This is a genomic window from Pedobacter paludis, from assembly GCF_003173575.1.
Lineage (GTDB): Bacteria > Bacteroidota > Bacteroidia > Sphingobacteriales > Sphingobacteriaceae > Pedobacter > Pedobacter paludis.
Genome location: NZ_QGNY01000003.1, coordinates 79113 through 101507, shown reverse-complemented (window position 1 = coordinate 101507; position 22395 = coordinate 79113). Strand labels below are relative to the sequence as shown.

Below are 22395 nucleotides of genomic sequence, written 5' to 3'. Positions count from 1 at the left end.
AAATAATTAAAAGCCGAATAATCCGCCACCTTTTCTAGTTTTCTTTCCGGTGAGCATACCAAAAATACCTCGAACAATTTCCTTCCCAATTTGCCGGGTGATTGTTGCGCCCATAACCTGTTCAACAATACTTTTCTCGCCTGGTTTTGGTTTACTTTCTTCTTCAGCTTGTTTCTGTGCCTCAACCTGTTGTTTCTGCTCTTCTACAGCCGCAGTTTGTTCGTTAATTCTTTTTGTTAAAATTTCGTATGCACTTTCCGGATCGATCGGGTCTTTGTATTTGGTATACATCGGACTGCCCTGAACAACTTTCTCAAAATCAGCAGAAGTTAAAGGCCCCATTACGGCTCTTGGTGGCGTTAGCATTGTAGCTGAAACTTCGGTGGGAATACCTTTTTCATTTAAAACTGTAATTAATGCCTGTCCTGTACCTAAGGAAGTGAGGATTTTATCTATTTCGTAGAAATCTGATTTAGGGTAGGTATTAACCGTTTTCTTTAGAGCATCAACATCATTAGGCGTAAATGCTCTTAATGCATGCTGAACCCGATTTCCCAATTGTGCCAAAACACTTTCGGGAACATCCGTAGGGGATTGCGTACAGAAAAATACACCAATGCCTTTTGATCGGATTAATCTAATAATCGTTTCAATTTGCTCTAAGAATGCTTTGGAAGAATTTTTGAAAAGCAAATGTGCTTCATCAAAAAAGAAAACCAATTTTGGTTTGTCTAAATCGCCAACCTCTGGCATTGTATTAAATAATTCGGCCAGTAGGCTTAAAAGAAATGTAGAATACAAAACAGGTTGATTTTGAACATCAGCAATGTTGAGTAAACTTATGGTTCCTTTTCCATCCACACGCTCAAATAAATCTTCAATATCAAAAGATTTTTCTCCAAACATGCCACCTAAACCTTGTTGTTCTATAGCAACTATCTTTCTTAAAATCGTACCAGAAGTAGCCGTAGAAATTGTGCCGTAATCACTTTTAATTTCTGCGGCGCCAGCACCCTCCGATAAATATGAAACTAATTTTTTAAGATCATTTAAATCAATAATCGGCATTTTATTATCGTCGGCATATTTAAATATGACCGCCATAACGCCCGCTTGAGTGTCGTTTAAATCTAATACTTTAGATAAAAGTGTTGGGCCAAACTCTAAAACTGTTGCACGCATTTGAGCACCCAGTTTGCCAGAAAGCGAATAAATTTCTACTGGAAATCCGGAAGGGGTAAATGGTTTTTTTAATTGTTGTGATCTTTCTTCGATTTTTGGATTTACAGCACCTGGTTGGTTTAAGCCTGATAAATCGCCTTTCACATCCAGCATAAAAACAGGAACTCCGGCATCAGATAACTGTTCGGATAGCAACTGTAAGGTACGGGTTTTTCCTGTTCCTGTTGCGCCCGCAACTAAGCCATGTCTATTCATCATTTTTAATGATAAATTAACTTCGGCATCGCCATAAACTTCTCCATCTAACATACCCGCACCCAAATAGATATAAGAACCTGTTGGAGCATAGGATGCTTTGATTTTTTCGATGAATTTTACTGAAGAATCACTCATTATTTACATTTTGAAATGCCAATTTAAGAAACTAATCTTAAAAAGATATGGTTTTATTATTGCCTTTTACTACTAAAAATAATTTACCATAAATATAGAGCAATTCGGAGCATTTATTTAAAAAATTAATGCACTTGATGATAGTAGTTAAGCTCGTTTTTTAACTGTAATACCTCGTTTTGCATTTTATATAATTGATTTAACAATTGTGCAACGGCATGGAGGCCTTCTAGATTAATTTCGAGATCTTTTGATAAGCGAATGCATCGTTCGAGTTTGGCTAACTCCTCCAGATCTAAAAAAACCGTCTTTTTTATAATGGTTGTCTGCACCAAACCAAACTCTTCTAAAGAGCGAACAAAATTGATTTCTATATTGTGAAATGAACAGATGTCTTCTACAGATATGAGATTATTTTCCATCAGAATCTATTTGGCTAAACGTATTTTATTTGCTCATATATAACGTATAGATTCTGCATTTGGTTTTAAGAACGATAGGGTTGTTTATAGTTGGGAGAGTTTTTCAAAAAGCTCCTTTTGTTCTTTGTTAAGATGAGTGGGAACTTTAACCTGCCACTTTACATATAAATCGCCAAATTGGTTTTCTTTTTTATAAACAGGAAAACCCTTGCCTTTTAACCTTAAAGATGCATCTGATTGGGTACCCGCCGGAACATTTAGTTTTACCTTGCCATTTAAGGTTTCAACAATTTTTTCGCCTCCTAAAACTGCAGTGTATAGATTGAGTTCTTCGTTAATGTAAATATCATTTCCCTTACGCTTAAATTTAGGGTCATCGGCAATGGTAAACGTTATAAATAAATCTCCCGGAGGGCCATTGTTGACACCAGCAGAGCCGTAACCCGGTAGTTTAATCTTTTGCCCATTTTCTACACCCGCAGGAATTGTAATTCGCACCTGCTTACCATTTACAGTAAGCGTTTGTTTATGTGTAGTATAAACATCAAGGAGATTTAACTGAAGTTCTGCTGTGAAATCTTGTCCCTTAAAAGGAGATTTTCCGCTGCTTCTTGCACCACCGCCACCAAACATCGAAGAGAAGAAATCAGAAAAATCGCCCCCACCAAAGCCTCCAAAAGCATCATATTCAGAATTTCTGCCTCTAGATTGGTTTTGTCTTTGTTGGTTAAACTGATCTGCATGTTGCCAATCTTTTCCGTGCTGATCGTACTTTTTGCGTTTAACGGGATCACTTAAAACCTCATTAGCCTCGTTAATTTGCTGAAACTTTTTATTTGCCTCTTCATTGTTGGGATTCAAATCAGGATGATATTTTCTAGCCAACTTGCGGTAGGCCTTTTTAATTTCATCGGCAGTTGCATCTTTCTTTAACTCAAGGATTTTATAATAGTCTACGTAGTCCATATGGTACTAAACAAATAAATGGCGGGTATGTTCAATTTTATCACGATAAAGGTAACCTTAAAAAAAATAAAATCAACCTTAGAAACGTAAAGAACGTAATTAAATGAAAAATGCCCCGAAATTTCGGAGCATTTTTATGGTTTAAGAAAAAAAATTACTTTTTATTCTTTACATATTTCTCCAACCATTGGTCCTGTTCCCAAAGCATGTGTAAAAGATTTTCCTTTCCACGATAACTGTGTGCCTCATAAGGTAAAAATACAAAACGCGTTGTGCCGCCTGCACCCTTAATTGCATTAAATAAGCGTTCGCTATTTATTGGAAATGTGCCTGGGTTATCATCAGAATCCCCATGGATTAAAAGAATAGGCGTTTTAATTTTATCAGCATAACTAAATGGACTCATTTCATAATATAATTGAGGCGCTTGCCAATAAGTACGTTCTTCGTTTTGAAATCCAAACGGCGTAAGTGTACGGTTGTAGGCACCACTACGGGCAATACCTGCAGCAAATAAATTGGTGTGCGCTAAAAGATTTGCAGTCATAAACGCACCATAACTGTGTCCGCCAACTGCCATACGCTTCCGATCGCCAACACCTAAATCTGCCAATTTATTTATGGCCGCTTCTGCATTTAACTGAAGCTGATCTACAAAAGTATCATTAGGTTTTTTACCATCTTTTGCAACAATTGGCATTTCTGCATTATCCAAAACAGCATATCCTCTGGTTACCCAAAAAATTGGAGATGCCCAGCTAATGGTTGTAAACTTATCTTTAGATCCGCGGATTTGAGCTGCGTCTGCTGCAGAGTTAAACTCGCGTGGATATGCCCATATCAGTGTAGGCAGGGGTCCATCCTTATCTTTATTATAACCTTTTGGTAGATATAAATCTCCAGTTAAATCTACTCCGTCTGCACGCTTGTAAGAAATTTTTTCTTTGGTGATGCCCTCTAAAGATGGATAAGGATTTGTGAAGCTGGTTACCGGTCTATCTGCAATCCGCAGAATTAAGTTTTTAATGTAATAGTTGGGCACTAATTTTTGGCTCTCTTTACGTGTTAATAAAACCAGCTTTTCTGGATCAATTACATCAGTTACATATTCATAAGTTCCTTCTGCGCTTCTCCAAATAATTTCATTTTTTTTAGTTGAAAGATCAAATTTGGCCAAGAAGGGTAAATCCCCTTTTTCTGAAGATCCGACCGTATTATTCATTAATAACTTGGTGCCGTTATCAACCGTATGAATCACCTGGCGGCCATATTTGTTTTTTGTTGTTACTGGACTTCCGGGATTTCCATAAGCATCAGTTTGGTTACGACTATAAAGTTCTTCTACTGCGCCAGTTGTTGGGTTGTAGCGGCTTACCTTGCTGGTTTGTTTGCTGCGTAAACCCTCCATAATTAGGGCAAGATTTGCATCGCCCCATTGTACATTGCGATAACGCGTAACCGTTTTAAATAATTCTTTTTCTGTTCCTGCAAAGGGTGCGCTTAATGAGTAAACAGCATCGTGAAAAGGAACGTTTTTCTTAATTAAACCACTATCCAATGGCTTTGCCCAAACAATTGTTGCAGGTTCATCATCTCTCCAATCGAAACCACGAGAAACATTTTGCGTATTATCATATCCCGATGGTGTGCCTTCTGATGATGGCAGTTCTGCCAAAACTTTAACCGCTTTGCCATTCAAATCTGTAATTGTAATGGTTGATGGAAAACCTCCGGCAGCAACCAAATATGAAAAAGGTTTGCGAATGGTTTCTATCATCATGTATGTTTTATCTGGAGATAATCTTACCGAACTATAAATTGCAGGTTTACCAATTGGCGTTTCGATTCCGCCGGTGTTTTTTACCAGCTGTGAAGTGCCATAAAACTCGAATAATTGTTCGTCAAAAGGCGATTTAATTAAATCTTGATAAGTTGCACTTGGCGCAGCCTTACCCAAATTTTGCTGAATAGTTGGTCCTTTTGGCATTAATGGCTTTGCAGGAGCAGAGCTGGCCGGTTTTGTTGCCGTACGATAAATGATGGTATTATCACTTAGCCAGGTTAAGCCACTTCCTAAAACAACATTTAAAAATGCTTTATTAACCTTTGTCGCTTTTTTTGTTGCTAAATCTATAATATATAAGTCAACTCCTTTTTGTGTAGTGTTGGTAAACGCTATTTTGCTTTCAGAGGGATTCCAACTGATGTTGCTTGCGTATAGAGGTGCAGGTAAGCCTGTAACTGGAAATGTTTTATCTGTCTTAATATTTTTCAGACTAAAATTGTTGATGTAAGTCTGTCTACTTGGCGAATAATTGTTGGGATTTAATCTTAAACCTGCAATGCGATATTCTGGCATTGCCAATTCTTCTACCGAAGGGTAAGAGTTACGTTCGCTAAATAAAATCCATTCTGCCTTGCCATCAATACTTACGCCTGGAGTAGGTTTAGCAAGTAACAAATCTGCAATTTCTTTTGGGGGAGTTTGATAGCTAACAGCATCTTGCGCCCTTGCATTTAACGAAACGCAAGCGCCAGCTATTAAAAAATAGAGGTGTAGTTTTTTAATCATTTCCGGTTAGTTTGTTTGAAATAAGGAATAATCAAATATGCGAAATTTACCTTAGTGTATTATTTCGTAACTGCATATTTACAAGGTTAATTGCTTTATTAACAGATTATAGGTCTTTTTTTTGAATTATACCTCGGATAAATTATGGGTACATGCTTTTAATTTTTTCTACTGAATTAGTTATCATCTCTTTTAAGATGTTAATATCTATATCTGATAACTTTTTAATGTATACACAGGCTTTGGCAGTTTTGTGCTTGCCAAATTTTTTTAATAGAGCTTCTCGATCTTTAAATTGGGAAGAAAAGTAAAGTGAAAAAGCATCTTTTCTTGGAGAAAAACCTACCAAGGGTGCATCGCCTTGACGGCCACTTTCATAAATGTAATGATAACTACCAAATCCAACTATTGCGGTACCCCACATTTTGGCATCCAGACCCGTAGTATTGGAAATGATACGAACCAATTCAAAACTATCTTTTCTTTTCGCTTCATCCTCAACTTTATTTAAAAAATCTGATACACTAAGATTGTTTTCGGTAGTTTTATTCTGAGCCATAACATTTATAATTTAACTATAAATTTAAACAACACATTTCAATTTTAGCCAATCATTTCATAATAAGTACATTGTATTCTTTCGGAATTTTAAGGCCATGGAAGTGATTGGTCAATCCAAAAAGGATAACTCCAGTAAATATAATTCCAAAACATACAATAATTATGGCCTGCCGATTTGGATTTAACCCAATAAAACTCCGCTCAGCTTTGGATTGGTGTATGGAAGCGACATGTCCAAATACGGAGATTATAGCCAGTGAATAATATGGAATAAAAAATAAGTTAAATGGAAATACATTTAATCCTGCAACACCAAAATAGATATTGGTGTCTAGATGTAAATAATATCGGCCAACGAATACGGCCAATAAATGGATAATTAAAAATATTGAGAGATAAATTCCAGTCCAGATCTGTAGTTTTTTAAATCCCGACAAATTGATTTTTTTCCTTTTTTTCAATAGTCTAAACCCAGAAATTATTTGAACAAATACAGCTAATAATAAAATTGATTCTATAAATGCATTTCTGTAAACCATACGTAGAGCATTCATCAAATGTATGTGGTGTAAAATTCCAAATACACTGTAAAAATGATTGAATAAGTGCAGGCTTATAAATATAGATAGTATAATGCCTGAAAAGTAATTTAGCTTTTTGGTATCCATTTCAATAAAAAAGTATTCTTACCAAGTTTAATATCGGTAGTTTCATTATTTAATTGGGATGAATGTATTTGAAATCGGGAGGAAGGAATTTAATCATTCAAAATTCGCTTTGCGAATATAAAAATTAAAATGTGTGGTGAATAAAATTTGTAATATTTTCATGTAGATCTGATAACAAAAGCATTAATGTATAACTTGTAGAATCACCAATATAGATTACTATGAAAATGGTCACTTTATCCACCTGTTTTAAAGGATTAATCCTTTTAACTTTTATCTGCTTATCACTTTGTGTTAGAGCTCAAAAACTTAATGTGGCGATTGCTGGCCTAAATCATGATCATATTTATCTGATTATGAATAGTTATCAAAAAGGCTAAGTAAATATTACAGGGATTGCAGAGGTAAACCCCGAATTGGTGGATCGATTTAAAAGTCGCTTTAAACTTGCAGACAGTCTGTTTTACCCAGACTTAACGGCTCTGCTTAAAAAGAAAAAGCCAGATGTTGTTTTGGCATACAATGCAATAAGCGATCACCTTGCTGTTGTAGAAACTGCAGCTCCCTTGGGTGTTTCGGTCATGGTAGAAAAACCTCTGGCAATGAATGTTAAACAAGCGCAGAAAATGGCAGAGCTGGCAAAAAAATATAAAATTCATTTGCTTACCAATTATGAAACCACTTGGTATCCAAGTAATCAGGAAGCTTATTTAAATATTAAAGAAAAAAGTTCAATTGGGCCAATCCGAAAAATGATTGTTCATGATGGCCATCAAGGACCGAAAGAAATAGGCGTAAGTAAAGAGTTTTTAACTTGGTTAACCGACCCAAATAAAAATGGGGCAGGAGCATTGGTAGATTTCGGTTGTTACGGCGCAAATTTAATGACTTGGCTTATGGATGGTCAAGCGCCCGTTTCGGTTTCTGCCATTACGCACCAAATTAAAAAAGATGTATATCCAAAGGTTGATGATGACGCGACAATTGTATTGGAATATGCCGATGCAACGGGAATTATAGAGGCCTCTTGGAATTGGCCATTTAGTATAAAAGATTTAGAGGTTTTTGGGAAAACCGGTTATATACAGGCTGTAAATGAGCAAAACCTTCGTACTAAAGAAAGCGGAAAATCAGAATATTCAATTTATAAAGCTAAACCATTGACCACGGCTTATGCAAATCATTTGGGCTACTTATCGGCAGTGCTTAAAAACGAAATTCAGCCGGTAAATGATTTATCTTCTCTAGAAAACAATTTAATTGTGGTTAAAATTTTAGAGGCTGCCAAAACCTCTGCAAAAACGGGAAAAAAAGTATTCATCAAGTAAGTTAATATGTATCATTAATCCCGACTTTTGTATAAATCTGGCTCGCCTTAACGCTATAAATTTGCTTTATAAATTAATAATAAAGCAATGGCTAAAACAATTTTTATTACTGGCGCTTCTCGTGGATTTGGTAAAATCTGGGCAGAAGCATTTTTAAAACGTGGTGATCAAGTAGTAGCAACCGCGAGAGATTTAAGTACCTTGAGTGATTTGGTTTCTACTTATGGCGATCAAATTCTTCCGATAAAATTAGATGTTAACGATAGAGCTGCAGATTTTGATGCAGTAAAAAAAGCTAAAGATCATTTCGGACGAATTGATGTGCTGATTAACAATGCTGGTTATGGCTTATTCGGTGCAATTGAAGAAACATCGGAAAAAGAAGCAAGAGACCAAATTGAAACTAATGTTTTTGGACTTTTATGGATGACACAGGCTGTTCTTCCAGTTATGCGAGAACAAGGCTCGGGCCATATTATTCAAGTTTCTAGTGTACTTGGCATAGCAACGCTTCCGGTTTTGGGTATTTATAATGCATCGAAATTTGCCGTTGAAGGTTTAAGTGAGACTTTGGCAACTGAGGTAAAAGGTTTTGGTATAAATGTTACACTGGTAGAGCCTAATGGCTTCGATACCGATTGGGCAGGTGGTTCTGCAATTCGCACTGAAACAATAAGCGCTTATGATGGTGTTAAAGAGGCTTTTAATGCAGGCTTAACCGAAGATAGTTTTGGTGTGCCAGCTGCTACTGTTGATGCGATTTTAAAATTGGTTGATGCTGAACAGCCACCGCTTAGGTATTTCTTAGGTAAAGTAGCTTTGCCATGGGTTAAGCAGGTATATGCAGAAAGATTGGCAAGCTGGGAAGACTGGAAGGATGTAGCCATAGCTGCACACGGAAAATAAGTGAAGTTTTAACTCGAAAATCTTTAAATAAACTGACAAAAATCTGCGTTTTACAGCGTAGATTTTTGTTAAAATTGTATATCATGAAACATTACAGCAGTCTTAATCAGCTTCATCGTGAAAACGGTTTTAAGCTTCCAGAAAACCCGTTGGTTAGTGTTGTTCAGTGCGATAAAAGCTGTTCGATTGGAGATAGAGAATTTACCACAGATTTTTACATTATCGGATTTAAAAAACTTAAATCGGGAACGTTTCTTTATGGAAGAACAAAGTATGATCATGATCTGGGTTATATGTCGTTTATTAAGCCTCGGCAGGTAATGGAAATGAAAAATCTAGAATTTGAGGAAGATGGTTTTTTGATTTTTTTACACGAGGATTTTTTAAACGGACACCCGCTTCATTCCGAAATTAAGAAGTACGGATATTTCGATTATGAAACGAGCGAAGCCCTGCATTTATCGCCAAATGAAGAAGAAATTATTTGGGATCTTTACCATAAAATAGAAGGCGAATACTATAATAATCAGGATGAATATAGTCGCGAGATAATTATTGGTTATATAGATTCGATTTTAAAATATGCCCAACGGTTTTATAAAAGGCAGTTTATTAATCGAACAGCGTTGTCAGGTAAGGTGGTATCTAAATTTAACGAAAGTCTTTCGAGCTATTTCGAAAAAGGATTTTTGGCAGAAAAGGGATTGCCAACAGTAAAACTGATGGCTGCGAGCCTTAATTTAAGTTCTAGGTATCTTAGCGATTTATTAAAAAAGGAAACGGGTAAAACCGCTTTAGAATTGATTCATATTTTCTTAATTACCGAAGCTAAAAATATGTTAAAAGTTTCGGATACCAATATTGCAGAAACGGCTTATAATCTGGGCTTTGAAAATTTACCATACTTTTCTAGGTTATTTAAAAAGGAAGTTGGAATTAGCCCAAATCAGTTTAAACGGCAAGTATTAAATTAGTTAACTGCAAAATCTGTAATGTCTTGGCTGGTGCCAATAATTTTGCTGATTTCGCCGGTTTCTTGTAGCAAAATACCGTCTACTTTTATTTTTCTAATGGCTCCATCCGCACGTTTAATTCTATATTGTACATTGTAACTGCTTCGTTCTCCAGATATGGTTAATTGGATTTCATCCTGCATGATATCCAAATCTTCGGGCAAAATCATTCCTAATAAATCATCGAAAGTAAAACTGGCATCAGCCAAAAGACCGTAATTTCTTTTACAGGTAGAACTGGTATGCAAAATCCCAGATTCGAACTGAAACTCCCAAAAACCGAGCCTAACATGATCAAAGATTACATCCCAATGGCTATCACAGATCATAGAAAAATCCGTTTTCTTGGTGTTGATACGAGCATCCATAACAAATAATGGTAAAGAATAATAAGTTTGGTTGAATGGCGAGGAACCATTTATGATATAAATATAATGAATTTGTTACAGTCAATTTAAAAAATCCACATATACAACCATACGGAGTAAGAAAGTGATGTTCTTTATTAAATTTTATAAATGGTTAATTTTAAGAGGCTTAAAGATTGTTTTTTAGACCCGATCATTTTTATTGCAAATGTTGCTCGAATTTTTATTCAAGATAATAGTGTCTTATTTTTTGAAGATTATCATCCAGTTCGTAAACCAATGGAACACCGGTAGGAATTTCCAATGCTGTAACCTCATCGTTGGATAAATTATCGAGGTATTTTATTAAAGCTCTTAAGCTATTGCCATGTGCCGATATAATTACCTTTTCGTTCTGGCTTATTGCTGGTACAATGGCTTCGTTCCAAAAAGGTAAAACTCGGGCAATTGTATCGCTTAGGTTTTCGGTTAGTGGAAGGTTTTCTAATTTTAAAGATTGGTAACGTAAATCGTTGCCCGGATAGCGTGGGTCTTCTTTTGTTATGGCCGGTGGTTCTTCATCCGGATCCCGTCTCCATTTATTTACTTGTTCTAAACCAAATTTATCTGCAGTTTCCTGTTTGTTGAGTCCTTGTAATGCGCCGTAAAAGCGTTCGTTTAAATGCCATGTTTTTTGTTCGGGAATCCAAAGATGATCGAGTTCTTCTAAAACAATGTGCAATGTTTTTATGGCTCTTTTAAGAAGAGAAGTAAAGGCGATATCGAAATTATAATCGTGTTTTTTTAAAATTGCACCAGCCTTTTTGGCCTCTAAATAGCCACTTTCTGATAAATCTACATCTGTCCAGCCTGTAAAACGGTTTTCTAAATTCCAAAGGCTTTGTCCGTGGCGAATTAATACAATTTTCTTCATTTGCTTTTTATCTAAGACAATTCGGCGAAGTTTATGTTTTGGTAGATATCAAGTAAGGTTACTAAGTTTTTTGCAGTTGCCCAACCAAATAAACCCGACATACGTGGAAAGCGCCCGATTTTTCTTCGGGACTTGCAACATTGGCAGGACTGTTGTGTAATTTGTGCACTGCAAATGCTTTTCTATTAAATAATAAAAGGTCTAAGAAATTAATCCTAGACCTATCTTTAATCCTTGCCCTTTATCTTTGCTCTTTGTTCCTTTATCTTTGCTCTTTTCTATCCTACTTAAATTCCCTGAAATCCTGCCCGTCTTTAATATTCAGCAAGCTCTCGTAAATTAAGCTGATTACATTATCTACGTCTTCTTTGTGTACCATTTCTACGGTGGTATGCATGTAGCGCAATGGCAAAGAAATTAATGCAGATGGAACACCGCCGTTCGAATATGCGAAAGCATCGGTATCTGTGCCTGTAGAACGAGATGATGCCTGGCGCTGAAAAGGAATTTCGTTTTTCTCTGCAGTTTTAATCAGCAATTTGTTCAGGTTGGTTTGAACCGCTGGCGCATATGATACTACTGGCCCTTTACCCGAAGCTAAGTCGCCCTGAACGTTTTTGTTGATCATTGGCGTAGTGGTATCATGAGTTACATCAGTCACGATTGCCACGTTTGGTTTAATGCGTTGCGCAATCATTTCTGCACCGCGAAGACCAATTTCTTCTTGCACCGAGTTAACAATGTACAAACCGAATGGAAGTTTTTTCTTGTTCTCTTTTAATAAACGTGCAACCTCGGCAATCATAAAACCACCAACACGGTTATCTAATGCACGACCAACATAATAGCGGTCGTTTAAAACCATAAATTCATCTTCGTAAGTAATTACACAACCCACATGAATGCCCAATTTTTCTACCTCTTCTTTTGAAGTACAACCACAGTCCAAGAAAATGTTTTTAAGTTCTGGTGCCTGTTCTTTTTCACCATGTCTTGTGTGGATGGCTGGCCAACCGAAAACAGCTTTAACCATGCCTTTTTCTGTATGGATATTTACACGTTTTGACGGTGCGATCTGATGATCGGAACCACCGTTACGGATTACATAAATTAAACCATCACTGGTGATAAAGTTTACATACCAAGAGATTTCATCGGCATGTGCTTCTATAACCACCTTATAAGGCGCCTTTGGATTAATAACGCCAACTGCAGTTCCGTAATTATCAACAAAATGATCGTCGATATAAGGTTTTAAATAGTTAAGCCAAAGTTTTTGTCCTTCCCATTCATAGCCAGTAGGAGCAGCATTGTTTATATATTCTTCAAGAAACTGTAGCGATTTTTTGGTCACAACAGAAATGTGTTTTTTCTTTTCGTCTTCTTTTTTCTTTGCCATATTTATTTACGGTTTTAGATTTACGATTTTAGATTGGCAAGTACCAAACCGATCGAAAAATCATTTTTATTTTTTGTGGGTTTTAAATCGTATTTCGTGCCAAAGGCATCCCTTTGGGGTAAATCTACAATCTAAAATCCCCTTTCCATTACCACAAAATCATTTCCGTCTTTTTGAAAGATTTTATTGGTTTCGTGGAAGCCAAATTTAAAATAAAATTCTTTAGCATTTACACGGGCATTGCACCATAATTTGGTTGCTTTTTGAATTTTACAAAAATCTAAGATATATTCAATCAATTGCGATCCATAACCTAGTTTTTGAGCATTAGGCAGAATAGCGAGTTTTCTAAACTGATAAACATCTCCATGAGAAAACAAAGAAACCACTCCTGTTAGTTTATGATCGGCATAAAGCCCGAAATGAATTCCATCAAAATCATCCTCAAGCTTAACAATATCGAAGGGTTGATCTGCATACATGGCCTCATGCCGAATGCGCCAGGTTAACGATGGGAATATTTGTTCTATTTGAACCATTAAATAACTATGCTGTTTTTCTTCCGTAGAACTGATAAATTAAAATATTGAGGACAATGATTCCCATCATCCCGTAGCAGAACAAAGCCCAGCCACCATGATCCCAAAGGAATAAGCCCAATGCAGAACCACAGCTTGCACCGATAAAGCTAACCGACATAAAAATGGTGTTTAGTCTGTTTCTAGCTTCAGGAATTAAAGTGTAAATACGGGTTTGGTTGGTTACGTGAATGGCCTGCTGACCAATATCTATCAAAACAATTCCGATTACGAAAAGATATAAATGGCTTCCGGTAAAGTAGAATAAAGCGATGCTGATGATCTGAAGGATAAAACCGATCATTAAATTTTTCCTTGGGTTATTTCCATCACTTAGCTTTCCAACCAATGGCGCTGCTAAGGCACCGGCTGCACCGGCAATTCCAAATAAACCGATTTGTAAGGTTTGAAAGTTAAAAGGAGGATTGGCCAGAAACAAAACCATGGTTGTCCAAAATGCGCTGATGATGGCAAAGGCCAAAAAGTTAATAATTGAGGTTTCGCGTAGGGCTGGCTGTGTTTTAATGTAACCAAACATTGAACGCATTAACTCTTTATAAGTTCCCTTAAAGGCGGGGTAGCTTTGTGGAAAACGCTTGGCCATTAATCCAATTAGCAATAAACAAATCCCTGCTGCCATGTAATAAACTGAACGCCAGCCAAGCCAAAAGCCAATGCTTCCGCTTACTGCACGCGAAGCTAAAATTCCAACCAAGAGACCGCTCATAATCATACCAATATTTGCTCCTCTATTTTCATCAGAACTTAGGTTAGCGGCCAATGGTAAAATTAGCTGTGGAACAATAGAACAGGCTCCAATGAGTACTGATGCAAATTCTAACAGGAAAAATGTTTTTGAAACCGCAGCTACCAAAAGCGCTGCTATTGCCAATCCGGTTATTACGAGGATTTGTTTTTTCCTTTCGAACATATCGCCAAGTGGTACCAAAAGAAATAACCCCAGCGCATAACCAATCTGCGTTAAATAAGTGATTCGCCCTGCGTAACTTTCCGTTAAATTAAAATCTTTGGCCACCAAAATAACCAATGGCTGGCAGTAGTAAATATTTGCAACGATTAAGCCTGTGCAAAAGGCCATGAGTAGGATATCGGTACGGGATAATTGTGAAGGTGACTGCATAAATTGGGTTGATAGATTATGGTCTATGATCGATGGCTTTGCCGGCAATTGGCCATTAAACCATCAACTATTAACACCATTACAAAGGTATATTTCCATGTTTCTTACGAGGGTTGTTTACAACCTTATTTTCTAACATTTTAAAGGCTTTTATCAACTTAATGCGGGTTTGCGATGGTTCGATCACTTCATCAACAAAGCCACGTTCGGCTGCTCGGTATGGGTTGGCGAAAATATTTGAGTAAAGTTTCTCTTTTTCAAGCCATTTATCCTGCGGATTTTCTGCCGATGTAATTTCTCTTTTAAATATAATTTCAGCTGCGCCTTTTGCGCCCATAACTGCTATTTCAGCACTTGGCCAGGCATAATTCATATCGGCTCCAATGTGTTTGCTGTTCATTACATCATAAGCGCCACCGTAAGCTTTTCTGGTAATCACAGTAATCCGCGGAACGGTTGCCTCACTAAATGCATAAAGTAATTTTGCGCCATTGGTGATGATTCCATTCCATTCCTGATCTGTACCAGGTAAGAAGCCTGGAACATCTTCAAAAACAAGTAGGGGAATATTAAAGCAATCGCAGAATCGGACAAAGCGAGCGGCCTTGGTTGATGAGTTACTATCTAAAACTCCAGCCAAATAAGCAGGTTGATTGGCCACAATTCCGATACTTCTCCCCGCTAAGCGAGCAAAGCCAACAACAATGTTTTCGGCAAAATCCTTGTGAACTTCCAGAAAACTATCAACATCGGCAACTGTGCCAATAATTTCTCGGATATCATAAGGTTGAGCAGCATTTTGTGGCATAAATGTATTCAACGCTGGTCGGCTTTCGTCGCTTTGCTCATAAGGTAAAAATTCAGCCATTTCCTCACAATTTTGAGGCATGTAACTCAATAATTTTTTAACATGATCAATGGCTTCAATTTCATTAACGCAGGCAAAATGCGTTACGCCAGATTTGGTAGCATGTGTTGTTGCACCACCCAGTTCTTCTGAGGTTACCTCTTCATGCGTAACCGTTTTAACTACGTTGGGGCCAGTAACAAACATGTAAGATGTATTTTCTACCATCAATACAAAATCGGTAATGGCAGGAGAATATACGGCTCCACCTGCACACGGACCCATAATTGCCGAAAGCTGAGGGATAACACCCGATGCCTGAACGTTACGATAGAATATATCAGCATAACCTCCTAAAGAAACAACACCTTCCTGAATTCTGGCACCACCGCTATCATTTAAACCAATTAACGGAGCGCCATTTTTCATTGCCATTTCCATTAACTTACAGATTTTCTCTGCATGCGTTTCGGATAATGATCCTCCGAAAACAGTAAAATCTTGAGAGAAAACATAGGTTAAGCGTCCGTTAATGGTTCCATAGCCCGTAATCACGCCATCACCCAAATACTTTTCGCGTTCCATTCCAAAATCGGTGCTGCGGTGCGTTACCATCATTCCAATTTCTTCGAAACTTCCTTCGTCCATTAAAAAATGAATTCGTTCTCGAGCAGTTAATTTTCCTTTTTTGTGCTGACTATCAATTCTTGCCTGTCCACCACCAAGGTTTGCCTGGTTTATTTTATCTTGAAGTAAAGCTATTTTTTTGTCCATGCCAATGTTATCAGAATTTAAATTTAAAAATTACCAACGGTATTGCAAGCGGGTAGTAAACACATCATCTCTAATGTCGTTGGGTACATCGATAAGGCTGGTGCTTTCGTTGGTAACATGTTCATTGTAAACTGTAAATTTTAAACGATTGCTGAGTTGATAAGTTAAGCCATATCCTAGGGTGTTGTATTTAACATCGCCTGAGGTTGTAAAGGTGTTGGGTTTGCCAATTTCCATGCCCTTAACATCGGTATTTGGATCGTAAACATCGTAACCAACAATGGCCGCCAGTTTAGTTTTGCCAATTTGTTGCGTTAGCCAAAAGTAATAGCCACTAAAATTACGAGCATATAAATTGGTTGCTGGCTGTATTGCAAAACTCTGACTTGCATAAGGGCCTTTTAAATCTGCAGAACTGGCAACACCGGGTTGCTTGCCTGCAATATATTCTGCTTTAATTGCCGTTTTACCAAAGGTATTATCATATTGCAATTGAGTGTTTGCTCCGTAATAATTCCGATCTAAATATTTGCCTACAAAATCATCGCTCGTATTTGCATTAAATCCTCCAATGGTGGAATTGTAATAAGTTTTAGTACCACTTCTTACGTAGCCCCTATAAATGGAACCACCAAAACCAATATGGAATTTTTTACCGGCAAGGCTATCAAACTTAAAAGCGATGTTGCCAATCATGTCTTTCTTTGAGTCATAATCTCTTGCCGTTAATCCGCTTCCATTAACAACAGCAAATTCTAGCGTTAAAAACTTAAGAATGGTGTGTGGGCGATACCCAATTAAAGCGCCAATATCTCTTTCTCTTGGCATTAAAAGTTGAAATACGCGTGGCCTTTCGGGAAAATCCCGATAACCTGATGAATACACGATACTATAACCAAAGGGTCTATTAAATAATCCAGCTGTAAAGCTAAACTCTTTTAATTTTGGCTCTCTTAATTGTATAAAAGCATCCATTAACTGCAATCCATTTTGAGTGGCATCCAACTGGAAAACAATGCTTGTGTATTTATCTACACGGTCTATTTTTAATCGGCCACGTCTGATTATAAAACGATTATCTGAGTTTGTGGAGAAATCTCCACCAGAAAAAGAAGTTATTCCGGCCGATTGTGCTTTTTGAAATTGAGTTTGAAGATAACCTGTTATCGCAATTTCATGTGGATCGTAAGTAGACGGCGCATTGTTATTCTGTGCATAAATTAATAGTGGGCTACACAACCAAGTTAAAAGCAAAAATTTCTTCATATTACGCGAAATTAAAACATTAAATTCAATTAATATCTTTCGCTATACTACTTAAATTACAAATATTTTACAGCTTTTTGCATTGAAAAACCAAATATGCTCTTATTTTTGTAGGCATAGAATTAAAATAAGATTAGAAGAAATCGATGTTTTTAAGAAAATACAAATACTTAATCGTAACCGCCTTTATGTTCATCTTCATGGCGAAGATGGGTATTTCTGGTGCACCGGTTTTTTGTACCAGTATTGATAAAGATATTATGAACGCGGTAATCATGCAAATTGAGTTAGAGCACGATGGCGGGAAGGATACCGCCAAAGACACCGCAAAATTTACCGATTTTAAATTGGTAGAACTTAATCATCCTATCTTTTCTTACGAGTTCTCTTCAAGTCATTTCGTTCTAAAAAGTAGTTTTGTAGAACATTTTAAAAGATATGTAGATCCATATCATCCTACCGTACCTACCCCACCACCAAACGTTATCTAGTTTTTGGTGCTTTAAGCATTCATCATCATCGTTATAGTCATGTTATGGAATTCAGTATTGAAAACATCAATGCCATCCATTTATTGTTATGCGTTTGGTTTGCTTAAACATCACGATTATTCGTTAAAATTTACTAGATAATTATATCGTTATGCAAAAGTTTAACCCGGCCTTTTCAGGCTCGGATGTAAAGAAATATTTTCTTAAAAAGAATCTAAAGAAAGATTTACCCTCAAGTATTGTTGTTTTTTTGGTGGCTTTGCCGCTTTGTTTAGGTATTGCCCTTGCTTCTGGCGCACCATTATTTGCAGGTTTAATAACCGGAATTGTTGGTGGTATCGTAGTGGCTTCGTGTAGCGGCTCGCAATTAAGCGTTAGTGGGCCAGCCGCCGGTTTAACTGTTATTGTACTGGGTGCAATCACCTCTTTAGGAAGTTATCAAACCTTTTTGCTTGCTGTTGTTTTGGCAGGTGTTTTTCAGTTGATTTTAGGCTTGGTAAAGGCCGGGACCATTGGGAATTATTTTCCATCAAGTGTTATAGAAGGAATGTTGGCCGCTATCGGTCTGATTTTGATTTTAAAACAATTACCGCATGCTTTGGGTGTAGATACTGATTTTACGGGTGATGAAGGCTTCTTTCAGCAAGATCATGAAAATACTTTTTCTGCAATTACGGCTGCGGTAAGTCACTTTAGTCTGGCTGCGGTTGTAATCAGTTTACTTTCGATTGCCATTCTGATTATCTGGCCAAAATTTCCAAAATTAGCCGTTGTACCAGCTCCTTTACTTGTCGTAACCTTAGGTGTATTGGGTACAATATTTTTCGCTGGTACAGATCATCCACTTCGTGCCGATCAGATGGTTAAAATTCCGGTAGTTAGTGGTTTTGGAGAGTTTTTAGGACTTTTTACCATGCCAGATTTTTCTCAGCTGAACAACAAAAACGTATACATTGTTGCTTTAACAATTGCGGTTGTAGCCAGCTTGGAAACTTTATTAAGTTTAGAAGCCGTTGATAAAATAGATCCGATTAAGCGGGTATCTCCAACAAATAGAGAACTCATTGCCCAGGGTATTGGTAATATGACCAGCGGAATGATTGGTGGTTTACCCATGACCTCCGTTATTGTTAGAAGTTCGGCCAATGTCAATGCTGGCGGAAGAACCAAAATGTCGGCCATTTTTCATGGCACCTGGCTTTTACTTTCTTTGCTCTTTATTCCGCAGGTTATCAACATGATCCCACTTTCATGTTTAGCTGCTATCCTTTTAGTTACCGGTTATAAATTAACCAGAATTAGCTTGTTTAAACACATGTACCATAAAGGTTGGGATCAATTTGTTCCATTTGTGGTAACTGTTTTAGCCGTATTGTTTACCGATTTATTAAAGGGTGTTGCAGTAGGAATGCTTGTATCAATCTTTTATTTATTACGTACCAATATGCGTAATCCGTTTTTTTATAGAATAAGTAACGAAGGCGATAAAAAGAATATCAGAATTAAACTTGCAGAAGAAGTTTCATTTTTAAACAAAGCTGCAATTCAGGTAGTTTTAACGAATATTCCAAAAGAAACAAATGTAATTATTGATGGTTCAAATTCAAGATACATAGATCCTGATGTGCTTGAAACCATTTTTAACTATAAGCATAATGCATACACAAAAGGCATTATTGTAACCCTGGAAAACATAAAAAACCATTATGTGGTTCCAAAATTAACGAACAAAGTTGTAGAAGAAATTAACAAGTAAAATTATGTGCGCAAAAAAAATAGCAACAAAAGATATCTCATGTGAAACCCTTTTACAGGGCAATAAAGATTGGGTAGAGGAAATGATTCAGACAGACCCAGAATATTTTAATATCCTATCTGCAGGCCAAACACCGCCAGTATTGTGGATTGGCTGTTCTGATAGTCGTGTTCCAGCAAATCAAATTACCAATACCATGCCGGGCGATGTTTTTGTACATCGCAATATTGCAAATGTAGTCGTTCATACCGATATGAATTTATTATCTGTTTTGGATTACTCGGTAAACGTGTTAAAAGTAAAGCACATTATTGTTTGTGGCCATTATGGTTGCGGTGGCGTAAAAGCTGCATTAGGCAATAAACAAGTAGGAATAATAGATAATTGGTTAAGAAATATTAGAGATGTTTATCGTATGCACGATAGAGAAATGGAAACCATTAAAGATCCCGAGCTAAAATTTGATCGCCTGGTTGAACTTAATGCCATCGAAGGTGCTGCAAACGTAATGAACACTTCAATCGTACAAAACGCCTGGTCAACCGGACAAGAATTGTCTGTTCATGCCTGGGTGTATAGCTTAAAAACAGGTTTAATAAAAGATTTGAAGGTTACAAGCTCAAGTCTTGATGATGTTACACCGACATTTAAGGTAAGTTAAACCACGCCGATTAGGTGTTGTTTTTGTTGTTAGGAAAGCCTCGGTATAACACCGGGGCTTTATTCTTATTCCTCCGTATTCGGCATGTTGCCTGCATGGCCTTTGTTTCCCTTTTCCGAATCTTCTCTCGCTTCTTCAGATCCGAAATCGCCTCTTCCAAAATTTCTGCCTAAGTTTCCTGCGTCAGATTTCACTTTGTTTTTATCGTTATTTTCATCGCTATGATGGCGAGGAACCAATCCATCTGGCATGTTCGTTGCATCTGGAGCATTATCAGCGTTTTTATCTTGTAAGTTTTCGTTTTGATTTTCCATGGTGTGATTCTTTATTTATAGAACAGTTGGAAGTAGCGATAGTTTTAAAAGAGTAAAAAGGATTTGGAAATGAAGGTTGGTACATTATTGAAACAATAATTAAAATACTGTCTTTGCTTTCCAAATCCTTTTAGACAGAAAAAACCCCCGATTGCTCAAGGGTTCTAATATGTAGTCATCGGATGAATATAAACATCATGCAGATATCATCCGATGACTAGTACTATTTTTCTTAATCTTCAGCTAAAAACGGATAGCGATAATCAGTTGGCGACTCAAAAACTTCTTTTATAGTACGTGGAGAAACCCAACGCAATAAGTTAATCATTGAACCTGCTTTATCATTCGTGCCCGAACCTCTGGCGCCACCAAACGGTTGCTGACCAACAACTGCTCCAGTACATTTATCGTTGATGTAAAAATTACCGGCAGCGTTACGTAAAGCATGGCTCGCTTTTTCAATTGCATATCTATCTTGAGCAATAAAAGCACCCGTTAAAGCGTATGGAGAAGTGGTATCAATAACTTCTAAAATTGAATCAAAATCTTTATCTGCATAAACGTAAACCGTTAAAACCGGACCGAATAACTCTTCGCACATGGTAGTATATTTTGGATCGTCTACAACCAAAACAGTAGGTTCAATGAAATAACCTTTGCTCTTATCGTAATTTCCACCTGCAATAATTTCTACACCTTTATCTTTTTTAGCCTGATCAATATATTTAGCTAACTTATCAAAAGAGCGCTCATCAATAACAGCATTAATAAAGTTGCTAAAATCTTCGGTTCCGCCCATTTTAAATGAAGCTAAATCACGTAACATTTGCTTTTTAATTTCTGGCCAAAGGCTTTCGGCAATGTAAACGCGGCTCGCAGCAGAACATTTTTGTCCTTGATATTCAAAAGCACCACGAACAATTGCTGTATTTGCAACATCGGTTTGTGCCGAGGGGTGAACCAAGATAAAATCCTTACCGCCAGTTTCTCCAACTATGCGGGGATAAGATTTATACTTATGGATATTAGTGCCTATTGTTTTCCAGATTTCCTGGAATACTTTTGTAGAACCCGTAAAATGAATGCCTGCAAAATCTGGATGATTGAAAATAACATCGCCAGTTTCAGGTCCATCAGCATATACTAAATTAATTACACCAGCAGGTAAACCCGCTTCGATAAAAATTTCCATCAAAAGGTTGGCTGCATAAACTTGTGTATCTGCAGGTTTCCAAACCACAACATTACCCATCATGGCAGCTGAAGCTGGTAAATTTGCAGCAATAGCGGTAAAGTTAAATGGCGTTAATGCGAAAACAAAACCTTCTAATGGGCGTTGTTCCACTCTATTCCAGCTTCCACGTGGAGAAACCGGAGGTTGCTGTTTATAAATATCTGCCATATAGCTTACGTTAAAACGTAAGAAATCAATCAATTCACAAGCCGCATCAATTTCTGCCTGATAAGCATTTTTGCTTTGGCCAAGCATTGTTGCAGCGTTTAATTTATAACGGTATTTTCCAGCAATCAAATCGGCAGCTTTTAAGAAAATTGCTGCACGGTGCTCCCATGCTAGGTTTTCCCAATCCTGTTTAGCAGCAAGCGCTGCATCAATAGCTTTGGTAATATGAGCTTTTTCGCCAATACTAAATTGAGCCAAAATATGTTGATGATCGTGAGGAGGTGTTACTTTGCCTTTCTTTTCGGTATGCACAGCTTCACCACCGATGTACATAGGTATATCTTGTTGGTGTGAGCGACCTTCAGCAAGAGCTTCTTTTAAAAGAGCACGTTCTTTACTGCCTGGCGCATAGTTTAAAATAGGCTCGTTTACCGGAATTGGTACGTTAAAAAATCCTTTAAGCATGATGTTGTT

21 protein-coding genes are annotated in these 22395 nt (G+C 37.1%); 6 read left to right on the top strand and 15 right to left on the bottom strand.

Annotation, left to right across the window (positions count from 1 at the left end; translation table 11 throughout):
- Nucleotides 1-6: 6 nt before the first annotated feature.
- The 6 genes from DF947_RS08490 to DF947_RS22400 all read right to left on the bottom strand — a co-directional run bounded on the left by DF947_RS08490 (nucleotide 7) and on the right by DF947_RS22400 (nucleotide 6533).
- Nucleotides 7-1575: a helicase HerA-like domain-containing protein gene (locus DF947_RS08490; RefSeq protein ID WP_109929299.1), complete on the bottom strand. Its 1569-nt coding sequence runs from the start codon at nucleotides 1573-1575 to the stop codon at nucleotides 7-9.
- A gap of 125 nt (nucleotides 1576-1700) precedes the next feature.
- Nucleotides 1701-1997, bottom strand: coding sequence for a chaperone modulator CbpM (locus DF947_RS08485; protein ID WP_109929298.1), 297 nt, complete (start codon nucleotides 1995-1997; stop codon nucleotides 1701-1703).
- 84 nt (nucleotides 1998-2081) lie between these two features.
- Entirely contained in the window at nucleotides 2082-2963 is an 882-nt protein-coding gene (locus DF947_RS08480) for a DnaJ C-terminal domain-containing protein (protein ID WP_109929297.1), read from the bottom strand.
- Nucleotides 2964-3117: 154 nt separating this feature from the next.
- A complete protein-coding gene (locus DF947_RS08475; protein ID WP_109929296.1) occupies nucleotides 3118-5535 on the bottom strand; it encodes an alpha/beta hydrolase family protein in 2418 nt (805 codons plus the stop codon).
- Between the two features lie 142 nt (nucleotides 5536-5677).
- Nucleotides 5678-6094, bottom strand: coding sequence for a DUF1801 domain-containing protein (locus DF947_RS08470; protein ID WP_109929295.1), 417 nt, complete (start codon nucleotides 6092-6094; stop codon nucleotides 5678-5680).
- A 52-nt stretch (nucleotides 6095-6146) separates the two neighbouring features.
- Nucleotides 6147-6533: a hypothetical protein gene (locus DF947_RS22400; RefSeq protein WP_205940762.1), complete on the bottom strand. Its 387-nt coding sequence runs from the start codon at nucleotides 6531-6533 to the stop codon at nucleotides 6147-6149.
- Nucleotides 6534-7150: 617 nt separating this feature from the next.
- Between DF947_RS22400 and DF947_RS08460 the strand changes: the two genes are divergently transcribed.
- The 3 genes from DF947_RS08460 (at nucleotide 7151) to DF947_RS08450 (ending at nucleotide 9972) form a co-directional block, all read left to right on the top strand.
- Complete coding sequence (locus DF947_RS08460; RefSeq protein WP_317046761.1) at nucleotides 7151-8092, top strand: Gfo/Idh/MocA family protein; 942 nt, start codon at nucleotides 7151-7153, stop codon at nucleotides 8090-8092.
- 87 nt (nucleotides 8093-8179) lie between these two features.
- Nucleotides 8180-8998 carry an SDR family oxidoreductase gene (locus tag DF947_RS08455; RefSeq protein ID WP_109929293.1) on the top strand — a complete coding sequence of 273 codons (819 nt, stop codon included), beginning with the start codon at nucleotides 8180-8182 and terminating at the stop codon, nucleotides 8996-8998.
- Between the two features lie 83 nt (nucleotides 8999-9081).
- Nucleotides 9082-9972: a helix-turn-helix domain-containing protein gene (locus tag DF947_RS08450; RefSeq protein ID WP_109929292.1), complete on the top strand. Its 891-nt coding sequence runs from the start codon at nucleotides 9082-9084 to the stop codon at nucleotides 9970-9972.
- Here DF947_RS08450 and DF947_RS08445 read toward each other — a convergent pair.
- The 7 genes from DF947_RS08445 to DF947_RS08415 all read right to left on the bottom strand — a co-directional run bounded on the left by DF947_RS08445 (nucleotide 9969) and on the right by DF947_RS08415 (nucleotide 17297).
- Nucleotides 9969-10379 (bottom strand): PAS domain-containing protein, encoded by a 411-nt coding sequence (locus tag DF947_RS08445; protein ID WP_109929291.1) that lies wholly within the window; start codon nucleotides 10377-10379, stop codon nucleotides 9969-9971. The two genes, DF947_RS08450 and DF947_RS08445, sit on opposite strands and share 4 nt — an antisense overlap.
- Nucleotides 10380-10602: 223 nt before the next feature.
- On the bottom strand, nucleotides 10603-11292 hold the full coding sequence (gpmA, locus tag DF947_RS08440; RefSeq protein ID WP_109929290.1) for a 2,3-diphosphoglycerate-dependent phosphoglycerate mutase: 690 nt from the start codon (nucleotides 11290-11292) through the stop codon (nucleotides 10603-10605).
- Nucleotides 11293-11575: 283 nt separating this feature from the next.
- Nucleotides 11576-12691, bottom strand: a complete 1116-nt coding sequence (locus DF947_RS08435) for a M42 family metallopeptidase (RefSeq protein WP_109929289.1) — start codon at nucleotides 12689-12691, stop codon at nucleotides 11576-11578.
- A gap of 131 nt (nucleotides 12692-12822) precedes the next feature.
- Nucleotides 12823-13230, bottom strand: a complete 408-nt coding sequence (locus DF947_RS08430; protein WP_109929288.1) for a GNAT family N-acetyltransferase — start codon at nucleotides 13228-13230, stop codon at nucleotides 12823-12825.
- Between the two features lie 7 nt (nucleotides 13231-13237).
- Nucleotides 13238-14410 (bottom strand): MFS transporter, encoded by a 1173-nt coding sequence (locus DF947_RS08425; RefSeq protein WP_167398005.1) that lies wholly within the window; start codon nucleotides 14408-14410, stop codon nucleotides 13238-13240.
- A 79-nt stretch (nucleotides 14411-14489) separates the two neighbouring features.
- The gene (locus DF947_RS08420; protein ID WP_109929286.1) at nucleotides 14490-16031 is read right to left on the bottom strand and encodes an acyl-CoA carboxylase subunit beta; all 1542 of its coding nucleotides are present in this window, start codon (nucleotides 16029-16031) and stop codon (nucleotides 14490-14492) included.
- A gap of 30 nt (nucleotides 16032-16061) precedes the next feature.
- A complete protein-coding gene (locus DF947_RS08415; RefSeq protein WP_109929285.1) occupies nucleotides 16062-17297 on the bottom strand; it encodes a porin in 1236 nt (411 codons plus the stop codon).
- Between the two features lie 146 nt (nucleotides 17298-17443).
- On the opposite strand from DF947_RS08415, the gene DF947_RS08410 reads away from it, so the two are divergent.
- The 3 genes from DF947_RS08410 to DF947_RS08400 all read left to right on the top strand — a co-directional run bounded on the left by DF947_RS08410 (nucleotide 17444) and on the right by DF947_RS08400 (nucleotide 20205).
- The gene (locus DF947_RS08410; protein ID WP_109929284.1) at nucleotides 17444-17788 is read left to right on the top strand and encodes a hypothetical protein; all 345 of its coding nucleotides are present in this window, start codon (nucleotides 17444-17446) and stop codon (nucleotides 17786-17788) included.
- A gap of 151 nt (nucleotides 17789-17939) precedes the next feature.
- Nucleotides 17940-19544: a SulP family inorganic anion transporter gene (locus DF947_RS08405; protein ID WP_109929283.1), complete on the top strand. Its 1605-nt coding sequence runs from the start codon at nucleotides 17940-17942 to the stop codon at nucleotides 19542-19544.
- A gap of 4 nt (nucleotides 19545-19548) precedes the next feature.
- Nucleotides 19549-20205, top strand: a complete 657-nt coding sequence (locus DF947_RS08400; protein ID WP_109929282.1) for a carbonic anhydrase — start codon at nucleotides 19549-19551, stop codon at nucleotides 20203-20205.
- A gap of 65 nt (nucleotides 20206-20270) precedes the next feature.
- On the opposite strand, the gene DF947_RS08395 is transcribed toward DF947_RS08400, so the two are convergent.
- Together DF947_RS08395 and pruA are read right to left on the bottom strand one after the other, a co-directional pair.
- On the bottom strand, nucleotides 20271-20519 hold the full coding sequence (locus tag DF947_RS08395) for a hypothetical protein (RefSeq protein ID WP_109929281.1): 249 nt from the start codon (nucleotides 20517-20519) through the stop codon (nucleotides 20271-20273).
- A 232-nt stretch (nucleotides 20520-20751) separates the two neighbouring features.
- On the bottom strand, nucleotides 20752-22386 hold the full coding sequence (gene pruA, locus DF947_RS08390; protein ID WP_109929280.1) for an L-glutamate gamma-semialdehyde dehydrogenase: 1635 nt from the start codon (nucleotides 22384-22386) through the stop codon (nucleotides 20752-20754).
- Nucleotides 22387-22395 lie beyond the last annotated feature (9 nt).